Genomic DNA, 19,311 nt, shown 5'->3' on the forward strand with positions numbered 1-19,311 from the left:
GCTACGACGATCCCGGTCCCGGCGGGAGGCGGCTCACTCGGACGGCATGATGACCCACAGCACGAGGTAGGCGAGGATCTGCGGACCCGGCAGCAGCATCGAGAGCAGGAAGAGCACCCGGACGAGCCAGGGGCTCATGCCGAAGCGCCGGGCGAGACCGGCGCAGACACCGGCGAGGACGCGGCTGCGGGGGCGGACGAGGGCGGGTGAGCGTGCCATGGCCCCACGGTAGGGCGGCCCGCTCCCGGGGACCAGGGGGGCGGCCTCCCGGGACGGTGGGGCCTGACCCCCGTGCCCGCGGTGCAGGGGGCCGACCCCGCGGAGGTGCCGAGCCCGCCGCGGGGGCCTCAGGGCTGGTGCCGCGGCACCCGGGCCAGCCGGGCCACCTCGTCGGTCGGCACCTCCTGGGCCTCGTTGGGGTAGCGCTGCGGCACCGCGTCGGCGACCCGGTAGACGCCGTCCGCGCGGACCAGCCAGCGGTAGTCCACGAGCTCGCGCCGCAGCGAGGCGACGTCCTCGTGCGCGGTGGCGAGCAGGGCGTTGACCTCTGGCTCGGCATACTCCCGTCCACGCTCGAAGCGCAGCAGCAGGTGCATGAGCACCGCTGCCCGCGGACGGCGCCGGGTGGGGATCGACCGCAGCCGCTCGCCGTCGAAGAACGAGGAGACCGCGCGGTCCGCAGCCAGGTCGGTCTCGACCACCAGGGCGCGCGGCGGCGGGTCCTCGGCCTCGGGCCGGGCCTCGGCGCGGGGCGGGCGCGCCGGTGGCGGCGCGGCGAGCAGCGCCTCGCGGGCGGCGGTGTAGGTCTCCCCGGTGCGGGTCATCCGCTCGCGCACCCGGGCCTTGAGGTCGGCATCGGTGGTCATGGTCGTGCTCACGCATCCTTCGCGGACCGCTCGCCCCAGCCGCGGCAGGTCCTGGTGCGGTGCTCGACAGGTATGCCGTGTGCTCGCCGCGAGGATCTGCTCCCCTTCGCCCGGGTGACCGGCCGGCTGGGGGCGGGTCGGGCTGGGCGCTGCGGTGACGCCGGCCCCAGCATACCGACCTGTCGGGTGCCGACCTCAGGAGAAGAGGTGCAGAGCGCGCCCCAGCAGCAGCACCGCCCCCGCGGCGCAGGCCAGCACGGGCAGGAGCCGGCTGAGGGTGCTCTGCTCGCCGCCGTGCCGACGGTGCTCGAGCAGGCGCGGCGCGACCCGCACGAGGACGAGGGGCAGCCAGGCGGGAGCGAGCGCCAGGAGGACCAGGACGACCAGGAGCGGGACGGTCTCCGGGAGCGGCAGCCGGGCGGCTCCCACGTGCTGTCCGGCGGAGAGCATGAGCGGCAGCGTCGTGAGGTTGGTGGCCATCGCGGTGACCCCCAGCACCAGCGGGTTCTGCGCCCGAGCGGACCCGGAGGACTGCGTCGGGCGCTCCGCACGGCGGACCTTCACCACCAGGTAGCCGGCGTAGAGCAGGAGCAGCGCCCCCAGCGTGCCGTCCACGACCCGCGAGGCCAGGTCACGCTCGACGACCGTCGTCAGACCCGCTCCCAGCAGACCCGCCCCGAGCGCGACCACGAGGCTGAGGACGAGCGCGCCACCCAGCCCGTACCGCGCGGACGCGGCCCGTCCCTGACCCGTCAGCAGCGCGCTCGAGGTGGCGAAGATCAGCGGTGAGACCGCCCCGAGCAGCGCCAGGGGGAGGACCGTGCGCAGCAGCTCCACCATGGGCCGAGCCTAGACGAACGGCCCGGCCGCCGGACCCGAGCCGCCGGCTCCCGCAGGAGCTGGGGTGCGCCCCGGACATCCACCGCCACCCGGGTCCGGTGACCCTCATCCGGCCCGGGGACCGGTGTAGACCCCGCGCAGGCGGAAGCGCATCCCCGGCTCGGCGAGCTCCTCGATGGCGTGCGCCGTCCACCCGGCGGTGCGGGCGCAGGCGAAGATCGCCGACCCGGCGTCCCGCGGCAGGTCGTGGGCGAGCATCAGCGCGGCGAGCGCGAGGTCGACGCTGAGCACCCAGCCGCGCCGCTCGGCGAGCTCGCTCTCGAGCAGCGACACGGCCTCCCGCAGGTCGTCACCGGCCTCGGGCAGCACGCGGTCGAGCAGCAGCTGGGCCCGGGGGTCGACCTCGGTGTAGACGACGTGCCCGAACCCCGGCGGCGGCCCGTCGGCCAGGGCCGCGGCCAGCGCGCCGCGCGGGTCCTCGACCGCTCCGCGCAGCCAGTCCAGCGCCTGCACCGAGGCCCCGACGTGCTGCGGGCTGTCCGCGGCGGCGAGCCCCGCCAGCAGGGCGGAGTACCCGTCCGCGCCCGCCGACACCGCCACCCGCACCGCCGTCGTCGACACCGCGAGGTCGTGGTCGGCCAGCAGGACCAGGGCCAGGTCGACGAGGTCGGCCGGGAGTCCGAGGTATGCCGCGAGCGCCACCGCGGTCCTCTCACGGTCACCCCCCGCGCCGGCCGGTGTCCCGGCCCCGACGGCCGCCACCATCGCCGACAGCGAGCGCGCCCCGGCCGTCGCGAACGCCTCGGGGCTGCGGTCGTGCCTCCCGAGGTCCTCCGCCCCGGCGACCAGGACGGCGTGCTTGAGGCGGTCGAGGAGCCGGGCCCCTGGCGGCAGTGCGGCCATGACCGCGTCGAGGACCGCGTCCGGCGGGCCGGCTGCCGCGGGCACGCCGGTGAGCAGGTCGCGCACCTCCTCGAAGGTCGAGGCGCCGGCGAGGCCCCGGACGTCGTGGCCGCGGTAGGCCAGGCCGCCCGGTCCGACCTGCGTGATGGCGGTCCGCACGTCGTCGCTGGTGGCCCGCGCTCCCCGTCGCCCCGACCGGCCCCTCCCGAGGGCCTGCACGTCGGCGAGCGCGAAGACGCTGCCCACCCCCGGGTCGCGCCGCAGCGGCGCGAGCACCCCGCGGCTGACGTAGGCATACACCGTCTGCGTCTTGACCCCGAGGTAGTCGGCCACCTGGGCGGTGCTCAGCTCGCCGCTCATGTTGACGTGATCAACGTTGACACGAGATCAACCCTAGCGGCACGCTCGCCCCATGAGCACGCAGATCGCCCCGCCCGGCCTCAAGGGCCTCGTCGTCGCCCGCACCGCGACCGGCGACGTCCGCGGGGAGGAGGGTTTCTACCACTTCCGGCAGTACTCCGCCGTCGACCTGGCGCGGCACCGCAGCTTCGAGGACGTCGCGCACCTCATGGTCGAGGGTCACCTGCCGGACGAGCAGGAGTCCGCCGCCTTCGCCACCGAGCTCGCGGCCGCCTCCACCCTGCCGCACGCGCTGCTGGAGCAGCTGCTCGCCATCGCCCGGTCCGGCCCGGACCGCGGCGCCCTGGCCCGGCTGCGCACGGCCCTCTCCCTGCTGGGGTCGGTCGAGGAGTTCCCGGCGACCTACGGCGCCAGCCCCGCGCAGGTGCGCGCGGGCGTCCTCCGGCTCATCGGGGTCGTGCCGGTGCTGCAGGCCGCGCTCTTCCGTCTGCGCTCGGGTAGGCCGCCGCTCGAGCCGCGCCCGGAGCTCGGCGCCGGCGGCAGCTGGCTGTGGATGCTGACCGGTCAGGAGCCCGAGCCGGAGCACGCGGCGGCAGTGACGGCATACCTCACCAGCACCGTCGACCACGGCTTCAGCGCGTCGACCTTCACCGCCCGCGTCGTCACCTCGGCCGGCGCCGACGTCGTGTCCGCGGTCTGCGGCGCGATCGGGACGTTCTCCGGGCCGCTGCACGGAGGGGCGCCGGACCGCGCGCTGGACTCCCTCGACGAGATCGGCACGCCGGACCGGGCGCGGGAGTGGGTGCGCGAGCGGGTCGCCGCCGGCGAGCGCATCATGGGCTTCGGCCACGCGGTCTACCGCACCGTCGACCCCAGGGCGGTCCTGCTGCGCGAGCACGCGCAGGTGCTCGGCGGCCCGCTGGCCGAGCTGGCGGTGCAGGTCGAACGCGAGGTGGTGGACGCCCTCGCCGAGCTCAAGCCCGGGCGCGAGCTGCACACCAACGTGGAGTACTACGCCGGCGTCGTCATGGAGCAGTGCGGGATCCCCCGGGAGATGTTCACCCCGACCTTCGCGACCGCGCGGATCGTCGGGTGGGGCGCCCACGTCCTCGAGCAGGCGGGCGACCCGCGCATCATCCGCCCGGCGGCGGAGTACGTCGGGCCTCAGGCCCCCGCGCCGCTGCCCTGAGCCGGCGGCCGCCCGCCCGCTCCCCCGCGCGGCTAGGCTCCGGCCCAGGGTCCGCACCGGCCCCGTCGACCCGACCCCGAGGACGCCCATGCCCGAGCAGCCCACGAGCCTCACGCTCACCGCCCCCGGCATCCAGGTCGGCCTGCTCAGCACCGGCGCCGCCGTCACCCGCGTCGAGCTGACCGACGCGCACGGCGAGGGCCCGGTCGACGTCGTCCTCGGCCACCGCGACCTCGCGGCATACCAGGAGGTCAGGGACTTCCACGGCGCCACCATCGGGCGGGTCGCCAACCGCATCGACGGCGGCCGGTTCCAGCTCGGCGACGAGCAGGTCGAGGTGCCGCTGGACCCGGACGAGCCGCACGCGCTGCACGGTGGACCGGACGGCTTCGACCAGCGCGAGTGGACCCTCGTCGAGGCCACCGAGGACCGTGCCGCCTGGTCGCTCACCTCCCCGGACGGCGACCAGGGCTTCCCCGGCGAGGTCGAGGTCGAGGTGCGGTATGCCGTCGCGCCCGGCCTCCTCACCGTCGAGCACCGCGCCACCACCTCGGCGCCGACGGTGGTGAGCCTGACGAACCACAGCTACTGGAACCTCGACGGCGAGGGCTCGGGGGACGTGCTGGGCCACACCCTGCAGGTCGACGCCGACACCTACCTGCCGCTGCGGGCCGACCAGATCCCGACCGGCGAGCTGCGCGACGTCACCGGGACGCCCTTCGACCTGCGTCGCCCCGTCGCCCTCGGCGACGCGATGGCCGAGGACGACGAGCAGCTCACGATCGGCCAGGGCTTCGACCACCACCTCGTCGTCTCCGGCGACGGCCTGCGCCGGCACGCGGTGCTCGTCGGACGTTCGGGCCGCCGTCTGGAGGTGTGGAGCGACCGGCCCGGGGTGCAGGTGTATGCCGGTGCCCACTTCGACGGCACGGTCACCGGGCCGCGGGGGGTCGCCTACCGTCCGCGCGCCGGGGTCGCGCTGGAGACGCAGGCCCACCCGGACGCGGTGAACCACCCACGCTTCCCGTCGGTCGTCCTGCTGCCGGGACAGACCTACACCTCCACCACGCAGTGGCGATTCAGCTGACGCGGACCCGGCGTCCTCCACCCCCGGGTGGTGCGGGCGACGGCGCCCGTCAGCTCACCGGCACGTCGCGACGCCGCAGGCCGGCGAACCCGGCCACCAGCAGGCCGAGGCCCAGCACCGTGAGGACCACCAGGCCCGCGGGCTGCGGACCCTCCCCCACCACGTCCCGGCCGACGGTCAGGAAGGGCGTGAGGTCGAGCAGCCAGGACGGCAGGTCGAGGCCGGGGCCGAGGTAGGCCAGGACGGCGGCGACGGCGAAGGCGGCCCAGCCGAGGGCCTGGGCCCGGGGGAGCCAGCCGAAGAGCGCGACGCCGAGGCCGAGGAAGACCAGCACGGCCGGGAGCTGCGCGGTCCCTGCGCCGACCACGTCGCCGAGCCAGCTGCCGTCCTCGAGCGCGGCGGCGGCACTGGCCCCGAGGGCGAGGGCACCGACCGCGCCGACGACGACCGCGCCGAGCACCAGCACCAGCAGGCGCGGACCCAGCCATCCCGCCCGGGAGCGGCTCGCCGACAGCTCGACCTCGAGCCGGGAGCTCTCCTCCTCGCGGCGCAGCGCACCGACGCCCAGCAGGACGTAGGCGGTGCTCAGCAGGGCCAGCATGACGAGGAACGTCGACATCATCGGCGCCAGGACGAGGTCGGCGGCCCGGCCCTCCGCCTCCGGGCCGGCCCCGAGGAACCCGCCGAGCGCGGGGTTGTCGAGCACGGCGTCGACGATCTCCTGGGCGAGCGACCCGAAGACCGCCATGAGCGCGGCGGCACCGAGAGCCCACCCCGCGACCGCCGTCCGCTGCTGGTGCCACGCGAGCCCGAGAGGGGTCCGCAGCGCGGCCGAGGCACGCGGTCGGGCCCGGCGCGGACGGAGCAGACCCGCCCCCACGTCACGGCGGTCCCGCAGCACCGACGCCAGGGCGAGCAGCCCGGCCCAGAGCGCCACCGGCACGGCCAGCGGCCACCACCGGGCGTCCACGCCGAAGGCCTGCACCTCGTCCACCCAGCCGTGCGGGCTGGCCCAGACCAGCGCGGTGTCCCGCAGCGCCCCCACTCCCCTGACCAGGTAGGACACGAGCGTCAGGGCCAGGCCCACCCCCCACACGGCGCGGGTGTGCTCCACCACCTGGGCGGCCACGGCGGTGACGCCCAGGAAGACCAGCCCGAGGCCGGCGACGGCCAGGCCGTAGCGCAGCGACCCGGCGGGATCGGCACCGAAGGGCAGCATGGCCGCCCCGATGCCCACCCCGGTGACGACCATGGCGGCACTGGCGACGAGCACCGCGGCGCCGAGCGGCGCGCGGCGGCCCACCCGGGCCGCCAGCAGCAGCTCGAGCCGGCCCGCCTCCTCCTCACGGCGGGTGTGCCGTGTGGTGAGGGCGATGGCCATGACCGGGACGCCGAAGGACAGCACGAAACCGAACTCGTTCGCGAGCACACCGCCCAGGGTGTCCAGCCCCGCCACCCTCCCGTTGACGGCGGTGAGGGCGTCGCCGCCGAGGGTCTCGGCATACCCCGCGATCTTCTCCGGGGTGTCGTAGAGGGCGCTGATCGACGAACCGGTGAGCACCATGACCGCGACGAGCCCGAGGGCCCACGCGAGCAGCGACCGCCACCCGGTGCGCAGCGCGATACCGGCCATCGGGCCCACGCCCACCATGGCGCTCATCGCGCGGCCGCCGTCCCGCCGTCGCCCGCGTAGGCCCGGAGGAAGAGGTCGTCCAGGCTGGGCGGGGTCACCGTGAGCGTATGGATGCCGGCCTCGTGCAGCGCACCGACGAGGTCGGCGACCGCGTCCGGCTCGACCGCGGCGGTCACGTCGGTCCGCCCCTGCTCGTCGGTGCCCGTCTCGACGTCGCCGAGCCCGGGCATCCCCGCGAGCGCCGGCGTCCGCTCGGTCACGGCGCGCACCGCCGAGTGGGTGTGCCGCCGCAGGTCGGTCAGGGTGCCGGTCGTCACCGTCCGGCCCGCCCGGATGATCGAGACCCGGTCGGCCAGCGCCTCGACCTCCCCCAGGATGTGGCTGGAGAGCAGCACCGTGGTGCCCTGCTCCCGCCGCTCCCGCACCACCTGCTGGAAGACCTCCTCCATGAGCGGGTCCAGCCCCGAGGTCGGCTCGTCGAGGACGAGCAGCTCGGCGTCGGTGGCGAGGGCCGCGACCAGCGAGACCTTCTGCCGGTTGCCCTTGGAGTAGTCGCGTGAGCGCTTGGTCGGGTCCAGGTCGAAGCGTTCCACGAGCTCGGCACGGCGGCCCTCGTCGACGCGGCCGTGGGCCCGGGCGAGGATGTCGATGCACTGACCACCGCTCAGGCCGGGCCAGAGCGTGACGTCACCCGGCACGTAGGCGAGCCGCGAGTGCAGCTCCACGGCCTCGGCCCACGGGTCGCCGCCGAAGAGCCGCACCGTGCCGCCGTCGGCCCGCATCAGGCCCAGCAGGATGCGGATGGTGGTGGACTTGCCGGCGCCGTTGGGGCCGAGGAAGCCGTGCACCTCGCCGCGGTCGACGACGAGGTCGAGGCCGTCCAGGGCCGTCGCCGCGCCGAAGGACTTGCGCAGCCCGGAGATCTCGATGAGGTGGTCCGACGGGGCGGTCATGGCGTGCGTCCTTCCGGTGCGGGTGGGTCGGTCAGCATGAGCGTGAAGAAGGAGTAGGCGTCGCGTCCCCACCGGTCGATGCCGCCGGAGCCCAGGGGGTCGAACCCGAGCAGCTCGGTGAGCGGGTCGCGCAGCAGGACCGCTCCGAGGTCCATCGCCAGCAGCAGCGCCGCCCGGACCTCGGGGTCCGGGCCCGGGTCGAGCACCCCCGCCTCGCGCCACCGGGTCAGCAGGTCCACGGTCATCCGGTGCCACCCGCGCAGCACCTCGCGGGCCCGCTCGTCGTCGGCCAGCAGCATCCGGCGCAGGTAGGGCAGGACCGGCGAGTCGTCCGGGAAGAGGTCGGCGAAGGATCCGAGCTTGGCGTCGACGGCCGCATCGAAGGCCCCGGGAGCCGGGCTGCTGGTGGCGGACGCGGAGTCCTCGGGGGTGGGCATGAGCGCCTCGGTGAGCCCGAGGATGTGGTCGTCGCAGGCCGCGCGCAGCGCGTCCTTGGAGCCGTAGTGGTGCAGCACGAGGGCCGGGGAGACCCCTGCGGCGGCGGCGATCCGGCGCACGGTCACGGCGTCGAAGCCGTCGTCCGCGAAGAGGCGCAGCGCCGCGTCCCTGATCCGCGCCTTCGGCGTGAGGTCTGAACGCATGTTCAGCATCCTAAACGACTGTTCAGTGCGCTGTCCAGCATCCTGACGCCGCCCCGCGTCCTGGGGGATACTGGCGAGGTGAGCAGCTCGAGCCCGGCCACCTGGCGCCGCGACGCCCCCGCGTGGGTGCGACGCGTCATACCCGTGCTGCTGCTGGTCGCGCTGATGTGGGTCACCGAGATCGTCGACCTCGTGCTGCCGCTGAGCCTGGACCAGTTCGGCATCCGGCCGCGGGACCTCGGCTCGCTGACCGGCATCGTGCTGAGCCCGTTCCTGCACCTCGGCTTCGGCCACCTCATGGCCAACACCGTCGCCCTGCTCGTGCTCGGCTCGCTGCTCGCACTGACCACCCGGCACCTGTGGGTGGTCACCGGCGGGGTGGTGCTGGTCAGCGGCCTGGGCGTGTGGCTGCTGGGGGCGCCCGGCACGGTGCACATCGGCGCGAGCGGCGTCGTCTACGGGTATGCCGCGTTCCTCGCCGTCTACGGCTTCGTCTCCCACCACCTGTGGCGGGCGCTGCTCGGGGTGCTGGTCATCCTGGTCTACGGCTCGATGATCTGGGGGGTGCTGCCCCTCCGCGAGGGGGTCTCGTGGCTCTCGCACCTCTTCGGCGCCGCCGCCGGGGTCGGGCTGGCGCTCTGGCTCGGCCGCCGCGACCGGGTCGGCCGGCGCTGACCGGCGACGCCCCGCCCCGGCAGCAGGACCACGCCCACCCCGGCACGTCGACGTCGCGGAATCCCCGCGCGGGCGAAGTCGTTGACGTGTCCATGAAACGCATCGGCTTCCTCTCCTTCGGGCACTGGACCCCGCACCCCCAGTCGGCGACGCAGTCGGCGTCCGACGTGCTGCTGCAGTCGATCGACCTCGCGGTCGCGGCGGAGGAGCTCGGCGCAGACGGTGCCTACTACCGCGTGCACCACTTCGCCCGGCAGCTGGCCTCGCCGTTCCCGCTCCTCGCGGCGGTGGGCGCCCGCACGAAGCGGGTCGAGATCGGCACCGGCGTCATCGACATGCGCTACGAGAACCCGCTCTACATGGCCGAGGACGCCGGCGCGGCCGACCTCATCTCCGGCGGCCGGCTGCAGCTCGGCATCTCCCGGGGGAGCCCCGAGCAGGTCGTCGAGGGCTACCGCTACTTCGGCCACGACCCCGCGGAGGGCGAGACCGACGCCGACATGGCGCGGCGGCATACCGCGCGCTTCCTCGAGGCGCTCTCCGGCGAGGGCTTCGCCCAGCCGAGCCCGCGCCCGATGTTCCCCAACCCACCGGGCCTGCTGCGCCTCGAGCCGCACAGCGAAGGCCTGCGCGAGCGCATCTGGTGGGGCGCCGGGACCCGCGCCACCGCCGAGTGGGCGGGCACCCAGGGCATGAACCTCATGAGCTCGACCCTGCTCACCGAGGACGCCGGCGTGCCCTTCCACCAGCTGCAGGCCGAGCAGATCCATCTCTTCCACGAGGCGTGGAAGACCGCCGGCCACGCGGGCACCCCGCGGACCTCGGTGTCGCGCAGCATCTTCCCGCTGGTCGACGAGCGCGACCACGCCTACTTCGGGCTGGAGCGGCGCAGCACCGACCAGGTCGGCGTCATCGACGGGTCACGCTCGACCTTCGGCAAGACGTATGCCGCCGAGCCGGACGAGCTGGCCCGCCAGCTGGCCGCCGACGAGGCGATCGCGGCCGCGGACACGCTGCTGCTGACCGTGCCCAACCAGCTCGGCGTCGACTACTGCGCCCACGTCATCGAGGGCGTGCTCGACGTCGCGAAGGAGCTGGGCTGGCGCTGACCGTCTCGCTGTGAGGCGGGGTCTCGCCGTGGCCGCTGCTGGGCCGTCACCGCGCGGGTGACGGGGTCAGTCGCCGACCCGGAAGGCCGCGACCTCGCGGTGCGTGAGGGCGACCCAGGCACCGACCGCGAGGCAGCCGACCGCCCCGAGCAGCGCCGACCAGGCCGGGGTCGTGAGTCCGGCGACGAGTCCTGCGCGGGCGTTGCCGATGTCCGGGCCCGAGACCCCGATGACGTGCTCGACCGACGACACCCGCCCCAGGTGGCTGTCCGGTGTGGCGAGCTGCACCATCGCGGCCCGGCTCGTCACCGAGACCGTGTCGGCCGCACCCGCCACGACGAGCGTGGCCAGCGCCGCCCAGGCCCACCCGGCCAGCGCGGCGAGGCCGAAGCCGAGCAGCGCCACGCCCCAGACCGCGACCGCGCCCAGCTGCACCACGCCCAGCCGGGACCGCCGGGTGACCAGCCCGGACCCCAGGCCGGCGCTGACGCCCCCGACGGCGACGCAGGTGAGGAAGAGCCCGAGGGTGCGCGGGTCGCCCCCGAAGAGCTCCTGGTTGACCATGGGGAAGAGGGCGACCGGGAAGGCCAGCAGCGTCGCGGCGAGGTCGAGCAGGAACGACCCGCGCAGCACCGGGTTGTGGCGCACCGCGTCGACCCCCTCGCCGAGCATGACGAGCGCGGTGCGGGTGCGGCGGCGCAGCCGGGTGGTCGGGCTGGTCCGCGTGGGCGGGTCTGCTTTCGCGCGTGCCCCGGTCGGCGCCCGGCGCTCCGGCGGCATCGCCGGCAGCGCCCGGACGGTCCACCAGCTCACGGTGAGCGCGAGGGCGTTGACCAGGTAGCAGACCGCCGGGGAGGCGACGCCGAGCAGCAGCCCGCCGACCGCCGGGCCGACCATCATCGCCGCCTGGAAGCTGATCATGTGCAGGGCGATGCCGGCCGGCACCTGCTCGCGCGGCATGAGGCGGGTGATGAAGGTCCGTCGCGCGGGCGCGCCGAGGGCGTTGCAGGCCGTCTGCACGCTGAGCAGGCCGAGCAGCAGGGGGAGCGGGTAGAGCCCGGTCACCAGCTGCGCACCGAGCGCGAGCGCCGCCAGCGCCTGCCCTGCGGTGGCGGCCAGGGCGACGCGCCGGCGGTCGAGCACGTCGGCCACGGGGCCGCCGACCAGGCCGAGCAGGATCATCGGCACGGCCTGGGCGATGCCGATGGCGGCCACCCAGAACGGGCTGCGGGTCATCTCCCACACCTGGAAGAGCACGGCCACCACCGCCACCTGGTGCCCCAGCCCGGACAGCGCCCCGCCGACCCACAGGCGGCGGTAGGCGGGGCTGATCCGCAGGGGTGTCAGGTCCAGGAACGCGCCCCGTGCCCGCCGGGTGGCGGACGCCCTCACGCCCCGTCGTCCCCGAGGTGGTCCTCCAGCCGCTCGGCGAACGAGCGCCGGCCCAGCGCCTCGGCGACGTCCGCGGCGACCCGGCTCAGGGCATACGGCAGCTCCTCCTCGAGCTCGGCGATCGCGGCCTCGGTCGCGCGCCACTCCGCCTCCGCGAGGGGGACGAGGGCCCGGCCACGCCCGGTGAGCGTGACCACGCGGGTGCGGCCGTCATCGCCCGCCTCGCTGGTCACCAGCTCGGCCTGACGCATCTGCGTGATCGTCTGCGAGAGCGCGGAGTGGGTCCGGTCGAGCTCGCTCGCGAGCTGGGTGATGGTCATCGGTCCGAGGTGCGCGAGCCGCACCAGCGGCAGCACGAAGCGGCTGCGCACCTGCCCCTGACCCCGCTCGCGGTAGGCCTCGTTGATGGCCGCGTCCATGCCCGCGAGCACCTCGAAGAGCTGCCGCAGCCGACTGCTGCGGGTCGGGTCGTCGGTCGATGTCACAGCGCTAATATAACAGCGCTGTCAGGTATGCCGTGTCGCGCCGGACGTCGACCGATGAGTGCGGGCGGCCCGGGAGGTCATACCGGCATGGATCCAGACACCAGCTCTCCCCTGACCGACCTCGACGGGGTCTTCAACGGCTTCTCGGTCGACGACCTCGACGCCGCCGAGGCGTTCTACCGCGACGTGCTCGGGGTGCCCGTCGGGCGGGAGGACGAGCCCATGGGCATGCTGGAGCTGCAGCTCGGGCAGCGTCGGGTGCTCGTCTACCCCAAGGGTGAGGCCCACCAGCCGGCGACCTACACCGTCCTGAACTTCCCCACCGACGACATCCAGGCAGCCGTGCGGGCGCTCACCGACCGCGGGGTGGAGTTCCTGCGCTACGACGGCATGCCGCAGGACGACCTGGGCGTGGTGACCTCCGGTGAGGGTCCGCCCATCGCCTGGTTCGCCGACCCCGCGGGCAACGTGCACTCCGTCATCGAGCTCGGCCCGGAGCCGAGCCAGGAGTAGCTCGACCGGCCGCGTCGCCCCGCGGGCGGCGTCGCCCCGCGGGCGGCGTCGTCCATCGACCGGTGGGTCTCGTCGCGGCGTCGTCCGTCGGGCGGTGCGGCGCCACCGGCCGCGCGCTGCCGGGCCGGGTGGTAGACCTGCGGTATGCGCATCCTGCTGCTGGGCGGCACCGCCTTCCTCTCCCGTGCGACCGCGACCGAGGCGGTGCGCCGCGGGCACGACGTCACCTGTCTCGCGCGGGGCTCCGCCCCGGCGCCGGGGGGCGTCCGCTTCGAGCGGGGCGACCGTGACGAGGCGGACGGGCTCGCCCCGGTCCGGGACGAGCGGTGGGACGCGGTCGTCGACGTGTCGCGCCAGCCGGGGCAGGTGCGGCGGGCGGTCGCCGAGCTCGACACGCCGCACTGGGTCTTCGTGTCGACAGCCAACGTCTACGCCCCGCCCGCCGAGGGGACGGCGGGCCGGGCCCCGACCGAGACGGACCCCCTGCTCGACCCGCTCGAGGCGGACGTCATGTCCACGATGGAGGAGTACGGCCCCGCCAAGGTGGCCTGCGAGCAGGCGGTGACCTCGGGGGCGCGGCGACACCGAGGCACCGCCACCCTCGTGCGGGCCGGGCTCATCGGTGGGCCGGGGGACACGTCCGGACGCGTGGGCTACTGGCCCTGGCGCTTCGCCCACCCGAGCGGTCCGGACGTGCTGGCCCCGGACGACCCCGACTTCCCCGTCGCCTTCGTCGACGTCCGCGACCTGGCCGCCTGGCTGGTGGACGCCGCGGAGCAGCGGGTGGACGGCGCCTTCAACGCCACCGGGCCGGTGGCGCCGCTAACCGACGTGCTCGATGCGGCCCGCGAGGCAGCCGGGGCTCAGGTCGGTGTGCGGCCGGTGGCGCCTGCCCGGCTCGCCGAGCTCGGCGTGAACCCCTGGATGGGCCCGCGGTCGATGCCGCTGTGGATCGACGACCCCGCGCTGCGGTCGTTCGCCGCGCTCGACACCACCCGCGCGCGAGCTGCCGGGCTGCGCACCCGACCGGTTGTCGAGACGCTGCGCGACACCCTCGCCTGGGAGGAGACGCGCCAGACGCCCCGGGCCGCCGGGCTCACCGACGACGAGGAGCGGGAGATCCGCGAGGTGCTGGACGCTCGGGCCTGAGCCGGGTCAGCCCGGTGGAGGGGGCAACCATCTGCGGCGCCCGGACGGCCCGTAGGCAACCACACGCGGCGCCCGGACGGCCCGTAGGCAACCACACGCGGCGCCCGGTCAGAGCTGCACGGAGCGCGCCCAGTTGGCGCCGTTGCCGGTCTCGGCCCGGGCGACCTCCTGGAGCAGACCCCCCTCGTCGACGGCGACCAGCGCGACCGCCGTGTCCCGCTCGCCCGTGACGAGGGCATACCGGTCGTCGTGGAGCACGACGAACCCCCGGGGCTGCGCGACCGTCCCGACGATCGACGCCGCCTCGCCGAGCGAGCCGTCCGGCGCCACCGGCAGGCACGCGAGGGTCGACTCGGTGCGCTCGCTGGCCAGCAGGAAGGTCCCCTGCCGCGCCAGGTGCAGGTCGGCTCCCCAGACGAGGTGCCCCTCGACGGGGTCCGCCCCGAGCTCGCTGTGCTGCAGACCGCGGTCCTGGGCGTAGGCGGGCGTGGCCTCGCGCATCGTGAGGTCGCCGCTCCCGTCCCGGTCGTAGGTCAGGACCTCGCCGGAGAACTCGGTCATCACGTAGGCCCGCTCCTGCGTGTCGTCGAGCACGAGGTGGCGCGGGCCGGACCCGTCCGGCGCCGCGGCGGTGGGCGGGGCGAGCGGGGTGAGGCCGCCCCCGGGCGACAGGGAGTACTGCGCGACGACGTCGGCCCCGAGCGAGACGACGTAGAGGTGCCGCCCGTCCCCGGCGAGCGCGGCGCAGTGCGCGTTGGGCCAGGACACCTCGGCCGTCGGCTCCTCGACGTGCCCCTCATCGCCGACGGGGAAGACCTGTGCGCTGCCGCCGCCGTAGGACGCGCCCACCAGCAGCGTCCCGCCGTGCGCGAGCGCGAGGTAGCTCATCGAGCTCGCGACGTCGGTGCGGTCGAGGTGCTCCAGGCGCCCCGACTCGCGGTCGAGCGCGAAGACGTCGATGCCGGGCGGGTCGCCCTTGGCCGCGGCATACACCAGGTCACGCTCGGCGTCGACGGCGAAGGTGCCGCACCCCTGCCCGACCTCGCTCACCGCGACCCGCTCGAGGGTCGGCGGCTGCGCGCGGGTGTCGACGCGGAAGGTGCTGATCGTGCTGTCGGCGGCGTTGGCCACGAGGACGAGTTCGGTCATGCCCCCACGGTATGCCGTGCCACCCCCACCCGGCAGGCGCGGGCGGCGCAGCCCCCCTCGAAACCTGAGCAGAGAACGGTGCCTCACGCAGGGGTTGCAGCCCCTGCCTCGACGGCCTTTCTCTGCTCAGGTGCGGCTCCGGCCAGACGACCCGGCCCCCTCGAAACCTGAGCAAAGAACGGTGGCCCACGCAGGGGTTGCAGCCCCTGCCTCGACGGCCTTTCTCTGCTCAGGCTCGGCGCGAGCCCGCGCCCAGGCTCAGCCCCCGGAGGCCCAGCGGAAGACCTCGCCGTCCGGGCCCGTGACGGTCACCGACGCCGTCGGCGCGAGCGTGACCTGCACCCGGAGCCACTGGTCCTGCCCCGAGGAGACGTAGGTGAGCTGCTCGTTGGTGCGGTCCTCCACCTGGGTGCGGGCGCGGGCGAGCCACGGGTGCCGGCGGCGCAGCCCGATGAGCTCGCGGTGCAGCGCGAGCATCCACGCCCCGTCCTGGCCGAGGTCGGCAGGGCTGTCCGGCAGCGCCGGGCGGATCGCGTCGTCCCCGCCGAGCCGCTCCTCCTTGACCCCCTGGAAGGCGTGCTCGTCGCCGTAGTAGACCGACGGCATACCGCCGACCGTCATGAGCACGGCCAGCCCGATCACCGCCCCGTCGTCCCCCACCTTGCTCGCGATCCGGGTGACGTCGTGGTTGCCGACGAAGGTCTGCGGCACGAACGAGCCCAGCAGGGTGTCGTGCTCGCCCAGCGCGTGCGCCAGCTCCCAGCAGTTGGTGTCGGCGACCGAGCTCCAGATGGCCTTCCAGAGCATGTACTGCGTGACGGTGTCCACGCCGCTGGCCTCGACGAACCCGGCGTAGTCGCCGTGGATGACCTCACCGACGAAGAGCGCGTCCGGGAACTCCTCGCGCACCCGCGCGGTGACACGTGCCCAGAAGTCGGTGGGGACGGCGTACGCCACGTCGAGCCGCCACCCGGCGATCCCGCGCCGCAGCCAGCGCAGCATGACGTCGACGACGAGGTCCTCGACGCCAGGATGCCCGTGGTCCAGCTCGACGAGGCCTTCGTGCCCCTCCCAGGACGCCGGGCGGCCGTCCTCCCCCTGCTTGAGCATCGAGGAGGTATGCGGGTCGCTCACCATCGGGTGGTCCGCGCCGACGTGGTTGAACACACCGTCGAGCAGCACCGACAGGCCCCGCTCGCGGCACTGCTCGAGCAGGTGGTCCAGGTCGGACTCGTCCCCCAGCCGCGGGTCGACGCGGCTGTGGTCGAGGGTGTCGTAGCCGTGGCTGCGGGAGGCGAAGACCGGACCGAGGAGCAGACCCGAGCAGCCCAGCTCGACCGCCTCGTCGAGCCACGCCTCGAGCCTGGGCAGCCGGTGCTCGACCGTCGCGTCCGCGGGGTCGCCCTCCAGGACGGCGGGCGCCCCCACGGCGCCGAGCGGGTAGACGTGCCACCAGATGGCGTGGTCCAGCAGTCGGTCGGCGCCGGGGGCGGGAGGACGAGGCATGGCACCCAGTCTCCCAGCACCGGCGGGTCAGCCGTCGGTCAGCCTTATCTCACCACCGGTGGGCGACGTCGACCACCAGCCGCTGACCGGACCCGGGACCGTCGAGGACGAAGACCCGCATCGGCAGCCGGGCCCGCACCCCGAGGCCGATGGACGTCTGCCCCTCGAAGCTCCCGCCCAGGCGCACCTGGCGCAGCGTGCTGTAGCCGGCGGTGCCGACGAGCTCGGCGGGATTGGCCGGGTCGTAGGTGGCGTCGCCGTCGGCGTCGTAGGCCGGGTTGCCGACCAGGACCTCGATCTTCGCGCCGCCGCGCAGCGACAGCGCCTGCCCGCTGCCCGGGGCGCGGTAGGTGCTGACGTAGCGCACGGCATACTCCCCGGCGTCGCCGGAGATGTCGACGACGACCCGGTCGAAGCAGGTGTGCCGGCCGGACCGGACATTCGTGATCGGCGACTGCGCGGTGTCGTAGCCGGTGACCTTGGGCAGCGAGCCCCAGGTGATGCCGCAGTAGGGCGCGGCCTGCGCGGCCGGGGCGGCGACCGCCAGCGGAGCCAGCGCGCCGACGGCCAGCAGCGCGCCGGCCAGCAGGGTGCGGGGTGTCGCGCACAGCGCGCGGCGGGGGGTGGGGCGGGTGGTGCTCATGACGACCTCCTTGTCGGGTGACGTGGGTGTGCACGTCCCTGGCCCAGAGCACGCGGGACGCCGCCAGATACCTCCGTCCGCCCGGCTGGACGCACGACCGGTCGGGATCGACGCGCCGCCGCCGTGGCTACCCTGTCGACATGCCCGGCCCGAGCGCCTACCCGCACCTGCTGAGCCCCGTCCGCCTCGGCCACCTCACGCTGCCCAACCGGGTCGTCATGGGGTCGATGCACACCAAGCTCGAGGACCGCGCGCGCGACATCGACAAGCTGGCCGCCTTCTTCGCCGAGCGCGCCCGGGGCGGGGTGGGGCTCATGGTCACTGGCGGGTATGCCCCGGGCTGGCGCGGGTGGCTGCTGCCGTTCGGCTCGAGCATGGTCAGGTCGGCGCAGGCCCGGCGGCACCGCACGGTCACCGACGCCGTGCACGGGCACGACGGCCGCATCCTGCTGCAGCTCCTGCACGCCGGCCGCTACGCGTACCACCCGTTCGCCCAGGGGGCCTCCGCCGCGAAGTCCCCCATCACACCGTTCCGACCCTCGGCCCTGACCACCCGCCAGGTGGAGCGCACGGTCGACGACTTCGCGCGCTCGGCCCGGCTCGCCCAGCAGGCGGGCTACGACGGCGTCGAGATCATGGGCTCCGAGGGCTACCTCGTCAACCAGATGCTCACGGCGCGGACCAACGACCGGACCGACGCCTGGGGCGGCTCGGCGAGGGCCCGGATGCGCTTCCCGGTCGAGATCGTGCGGCGCACCCGCGAGCTGGTGGGGGACGACTTCGTCGTGCAGTACCGCATGAGCCTGCTCGACCTCGTCCCCGACGGGCAGGACTGGGCCGAGACGGTCGACCTGGCGCACCAGCTGGTGGAGGCCGGCGTGACCTGCATCAACACCGGCATCGGCTGGCACGAGTCGCGGATCCCCACCATCGTCACCTCCGTGCCGAGGGCGGCCTTCACCTGGGTGACCGCGCGGCTACGGGCGGAGATCGGGATCCCCGTCATCGCCTCCAACCGGATCAACCGGCCCGAGGTGGCCGAGCGCATCGTCGCCACCGGCGAGGCCGACCTGGTGTCGATGGCCCGGCCCCTGCTGGCCGACGCCGACTGGGTGCGCAAGGCGCAGGAGGGGCGCAGCGCCGAGATCGTCCCGTGCATCGCCTGCAACCAGGCCTGCCTGGACCACACCTTTGCCAACCGCCGCGCGACCTGCATCCTCAACCCGCGCTCGGCGCACGAGACAGAGCTCGTGCTGGAGCCGACGCGCCGGGCCAGGACGGTCGCCGTCGTGGGTGCCGGACCGGCCGGGCTGGCCGCTGCGGTGGAGCTGGCCGGGCGCGGGCACGCCGTCGAGCTCTTCGAGGCCCAGGAGCAGGTCGGTGGGCAGTTCCGGCTGGCCGCGCAGATCCCGGGCAAGGAGGAGTTCTGCGAGGCGCTCGCCTACTACGAGCACCTGCTCGGGGTCCGCGGCGTCACCACCCACCTGGGTGCGCCGGTCACGCCGGAGCGGCTCGCCGGCTTCGACGAGGTCGTCGTCGCCACCGGCGTCGTCCCGCGGGTGCCCGACATCCCGGGGGTGGACCACCCCAGTGTCCTGAGCTACCCCGAGGCCATCCGCGACCCCGGCCGGGTCGGGAAGCGGGTGGCGGTCATCGGGGCGGGCGGCATCGGCTTCGACGTCAGCAGCGCGCTGCTGCACGAGCACGACGAGACGGTGCAGCAGTGGCGCGAGCGCTGGGGGGTCGCCGACCCCTGGGTGGTCCGCGGCGGGGTGGGCGAGAAGCAGCAGCCACCGGCCCCTCGGGAGGTCCACCTCGTGCAGCGCAAGACCTCCCGGCACGGCGCCGGGCTGGGGAAGACGACGGGGTGGGTCCACCGGGCCGAGCTCGCCGACGCCGGGGTGCGGCTGGTGGGCGGCGCGGAGTACGTCCGGATCGACGACGACGGGCTGCACCTCACCCTGCCCGCGGGCGACGGGGAGAAGGAGGAGCGGGTGGCGCACGTCATACCGGTCGACAGCGTGGTCCTCTGCGCCGGGCAGGAGTCGGTGACCGACCTCGTCGAGCCGGTGCGCGCGCTGGGGATGCCGGTGCACGTCATCGGCGGGGCCGACGTCGCCGCCGAGCTGGACGCCGAGCGGGCGATCCGGCAGGCGACCGAGCTGGCCGCCCGCCTCTGACGGCGGGTGGGGGTCAGGGGCGGCGAGCCCAGGCCGCC

At 75.0% G+C, this 19,311-nt stretch carries 19 protein-coding genes; 7 read left to right on the forward strand and 12 right to left on the reverse strand.

What is annotated here, in order from left to right; all coding sequences use genetic code 11:
* Window positions 1-33: 33 nt before the first annotated feature.
* The 4 genes from EUS26_RS03180 to EUS26_RS03195 form a co-directional block, all read right to left on the reverse strand.
* A complete protein-coding gene (locus EUS26_RS03180; protein WP_130011732.1) occupies window positions 34-219 on the reverse strand; it encodes a PspC domain-containing protein in 186 nt (61 codons plus the stop codon).
* Between the two features lie 128 nt (window positions 220-347).
* Complete coding sequence (locus tag EUS26_RS03185; RefSeq protein ID WP_238148789.1) at window positions 348-878, reverse strand: DUF2087 domain-containing protein; 531 nt, start codon at window positions 876-878, stop codon at window positions 348-350.
* A 183-nt stretch (window positions 879-1,061) separates the two neighbouring features.
* A complete protein-coding gene (locus tag EUS26_RS03190; RefSeq protein WP_130011733.1) occupies window positions 1,062-1,706 on the reverse strand; it encodes a hypothetical protein in 645 nt (214 codons plus the stop codon).
* A gap of 105 nt (window positions 1,707-1,811) precedes the next feature.
* Window positions 1,812-2,969 (reverse strand): citrate synthase, encoded by a 1,158-nt coding sequence (locus tag EUS26_RS03195; RefSeq protein WP_130011734.1) that lies wholly within the window; start codon window positions 2,967-2,969, stop codon window positions 1,812-1,814.
* 52 nt (window positions 2,970-3,021) lie between these two features.
* Here EUS26_RS03195 and EUS26_RS03200 point away from each other — a divergent pair, with 52 nt between their 5' ends.
* Entirely contained in the window at window positions 3,022-4,158 is a 1,137-nt protein-coding gene (locus EUS26_RS03200; protein ID WP_130011735.1) for a citrate/2-methylcitrate synthase, read from the forward strand.
* An 88-nt stretch (window positions 4,159-4,246) separates the two neighbouring features.
* On the forward strand, window positions 4,247-5,245 hold the full coding sequence (locus EUS26_RS03205; protein ID WP_130011736.1) for an aldose epimerase family protein: 999 nt from the start codon (window positions 4,247-4,249) through the stop codon (window positions 5,243-5,245).
* Window positions 5,246-5,294: 49 nt separating this feature from the next.
* On the opposite strand, the gene EUS26_RS03210 is transcribed toward EUS26_RS03205, so the two are convergent.
* From EUS26_RS03210 to EUS26_RS17085, 3 genes are read right to left on the reverse strand one after another with little or no spacing between them, the layout of a single operon-like run.
* Entirely contained in the window at window positions 5,295-6,905 is a 1,611-nt protein-coding gene (locus EUS26_RS03210) for an ABC transporter permease (protein ID WP_165368488.1), read from the reverse strand.
* Window positions 6,902-7,831: an ABC transporter ATP-binding protein gene (locus EUS26_RS03215; RefSeq protein ID WP_130011738.1), complete on the reverse strand. Its 930-nt coding sequence runs from the start codon at window positions 7,829-7,831 to the stop codon at window positions 6,902-6,904. The genes EUS26_RS03210 and EUS26_RS03215 overlap by 4 nt, the downstream gene beginning before the upstream one ends.
* Window positions 7,828-8,472, reverse strand: coding sequence for a TetR/AcrR family transcriptional regulator (locus EUS26_RS17085; RefSeq protein WP_238148790.1), 645 nt, complete (start codon window positions 8,470-8,472; stop codon window positions 7,828-7,830). The genes EUS26_RS03215 and EUS26_RS17085 overlap by 4 nt, the downstream gene beginning before the upstream one ends.
* A 78-nt stretch (window positions 8,473-8,550) precedes the next feature.
* Between EUS26_RS17085 and EUS26_RS03225 the strand changes: the two genes are divergently transcribed.
* The gene (locus EUS26_RS03225; RefSeq protein WP_130011739.1) at window positions 8,551-9,147 is read left to right on the forward strand and encodes a rhomboid family intramembrane serine protease; all 597 of its coding nucleotides are present in this window, start codon (window positions 8,551-8,553) and stop codon (window positions 9,145-9,147) included.
* 92 nt (window positions 9,148-9,239) lie between these two features.
* Window positions 9,240-10,256: an LLM class flavin-dependent oxidoreductase gene (locus tag EUS26_RS03230; RefSeq protein WP_130011740.1), complete on the forward strand. Its 1,017-nt coding sequence runs from the start codon at window positions 9,240-9,242 to the stop codon at window positions 10,254-10,256.
* Window positions 10,257-10,322: 66 nt separating this feature from the next.
* Here EUS26_RS03230 and EUS26_RS03235 read toward each other — a convergent pair whose 3' ends face one another.
* Together EUS26_RS03235 and EUS26_RS03240 are read right to left on the reverse strand one after the other, a co-directional pair.
* Complete coding sequence (locus EUS26_RS03235; RefSeq protein ID WP_130011741.1) at window positions 10,323-11,648, reverse strand: MFS transporter; 1,326 nt, start codon at window positions 11,646-11,648, stop codon at window positions 10,323-10,325.
* Window positions 11,645-12,133, reverse strand: a complete 489-nt coding sequence (locus tag EUS26_RS03240; protein ID WP_130011742.1) for a MarR family transcriptional regulator — start codon at window positions 12,131-12,133, stop codon at window positions 11,645-11,647. The genes EUS26_RS03235 and EUS26_RS03240 overlap by 4 nt, the downstream gene beginning before the upstream one ends.
* A gap of 87 nt (window positions 12,134-12,220) precedes the next feature.
* Between EUS26_RS03240 and EUS26_RS03245 the strand changes: the two genes are divergently transcribed.
* Together EUS26_RS03245 and EUS26_RS03250 are read left to right on the forward strand one after the other, a co-directional pair.
* A complete protein-coding gene (locus EUS26_RS03245) occupies window positions 12,221-12,646 on the forward strand; it encodes a VOC family protein (protein ID WP_130011743.1) in 426 nt (141 codons plus the stop codon).
* Between the two features lie 144 nt (window positions 12,647-12,790).
* Entirely contained in the window at window positions 12,791-13,795 is a 1,005-nt protein-coding gene (locus EUS26_RS03250) for an NAD-dependent epimerase/dehydratase family protein (protein ID WP_130011744.1), read from the forward strand.
* Between the two features lie 108 nt (window positions 13,796-13,903).
* On the opposite strand, the gene EUS26_RS03255 is transcribed toward EUS26_RS03250, so the two are convergent.
* The 3 genes from EUS26_RS03255 to EUS26_RS03265 form a co-directional block, all read right to left on the reverse strand.
* Window positions 13,904-14,944: a lactonase family protein gene (locus EUS26_RS03255; protein WP_130011745.1), complete on the reverse strand. Its 1,041-nt coding sequence runs from the start codon at window positions 14,942-14,944 to the stop codon at window positions 13,904-13,906.
* A 258-nt stretch (window positions 14,945-15,202) separates the two neighbouring features.
* Window positions 15,203-16,450 (reverse strand): alpha-amylase family protein, encoded by a 1,248-nt coding sequence (locus EUS26_RS03260; RefSeq protein ID WP_130011746.1) that lies wholly within the window; start codon window positions 16,448-16,450, stop codon window positions 15,203-15,205.
* 49 nt (window positions 16,451-16,499) lie between these two features.
* Window positions 16,500-17,093 carry an AMIN-like domain-containing (lipo)protein gene (locus tag EUS26_RS03265; RefSeq protein ID WP_130011747.1) on the reverse strand — a complete coding sequence of 198 codons (594 nt, stop codon included), beginning with the start codon at window positions 17,091-17,093 and terminating at the stop codon, window positions 16,500-16,502.
* A gap of 140 nt (window positions 17,094-17,233) precedes the next feature.
* Between EUS26_RS03265 and EUS26_RS03270 the strand changes: the two genes are divergently transcribed.
* Window positions 17,234-19,273, forward strand: a complete 2,040-nt coding sequence (locus tag EUS26_RS03270; RefSeq protein ID WP_130011748.1) for an NADPH-dependent 2,4-dienoyl-CoA reductase — start codon at window positions 17,234-17,236, stop codon at window positions 19,271-19,273.
* Window positions 19,274-19,311: the final 38 nt, after the last annotated feature.

Origin of the sequence: Serinicoccus sediminis, assembly GCF_004153545.1 — a bacterium.
In the GTDB taxonomy this organism is placed as follows: domain Bacteria; phylum Actinomycetota; class Actinomycetes; order Actinomycetales; family Dermatophilaceae; genus Ornithinicoccus; species Ornithinicoccus sediminis_A.

What these genes read in the sequence shown, in the direction of transcription:
- EUS26_RS03255 (WP_130011745.1), bottom strand. Translation starts at nt 14,944, where the DNA reads ATGACCGAACTCGTCCTCGTGGCCAACGCCGCCGACAGCACGATCAGC.
- EUS26_RS03265 (WP_130011747.1), bottom strand. Translation starts at nt 17,093, where the DNA reads ATGAGCACCACCCGCCCCACCCCCCGCCGCGCGCTGTGCGCGACACCC.
- EUS26_RS03245 (WP_130011743.1), top strand. Translation starts at nt 12,221, where the DNA reads ATGGATCCAGACACCAGCTCTCCCCTGACCGACCTCGACGGGGTCTTC.
- EUS26_RS03205 (WP_130011736.1), top strand. Translation starts at nt 4,247, where the DNA reads ATGCCCGAGCAGCCCACGAGCCTCACGCTCACCGCCCCCGGCATCCAG.
- EUS26_RS03250 (WP_130011744.1), top strand. Translation starts at nt 12,791, where the DNA reads ATGCGCATCCTGCTGCTGGGCGGCACCGCCTTCCTCTCCCGTGCGACC.
- EUS26_RS03195 (WP_130011734.1), bottom strand. Translation starts at nt 2,969, where the DNA reads ATGAGCGGCGAGCTGAGCACCGCCCAGGTGGCCGACTACCTCGGGGTC.
- EUS26_RS03200 (WP_130011735.1), top strand. Translation starts at nt 3,022, where the DNA reads ATGAGCACGCAGATCGCCCCGCCCGGCCTCAAGGGCCTCGTCGTCGCC.
- EUS26_RS03180 (WP_130011732.1), bottom strand. Translation starts at nt 219, where the DNA reads ATGGCACGCTCACCCGCCCTCGTCCGCCCCCGCAGCCGCGTCCTCGCC.
- EUS26_RS03230 (WP_130011740.1), top strand. Translation starts at nt 9,240, where the DNA reads ATGAAACGCATCGGCTTCCTCTCCTTCGGGCACTGGACCCCGCACCCC.
- EUS26_RS17085 (WP_238148790.1), bottom strand. Translation starts at nt 8,472, where the DNA reads ATGCGTTCAGACCTCACGCCGAAGGCGCGGATCAGGGACGCGGCGCTG.
- EUS26_RS03210 (WP_165368488.1), bottom strand. Translation starts at nt 6,905, where the DNA reads ATGAGCGCCATGGTGGGCGTGGGCCCGATGGCCGGTATCGCGCTGCGC.
- EUS26_RS03260 (WP_130011746.1), bottom strand. Translation starts at nt 16,450, where the DNA reads ATGCCTCGTCCTCCCGCCCCCGGCGCCGACCGACTGCTGGACCACGCC.
- EUS26_RS03215 (WP_130011738.1), bottom strand. Translation starts at nt 7,831, where the DNA reads ATGACCGCCCCGTCGGACCACCTCATCGAGATCTCCGGGCTGCGCAAG.
- EUS26_RS03270 (WP_130011748.1), top strand. Translation starts at nt 17,234, where the DNA reads ATGCCCGGCCCGAGCGCCTACCCGCACCTGCTGAGCCCCGTCCGCCTC.
- EUS26_RS03190 (WP_130011733.1), bottom strand. Translation starts at nt 1,706, where the DNA reads ATGGTGGAGCTGCTGCGCACGGTCCTCCCCCTGGCGCTGCTCGGGGCG.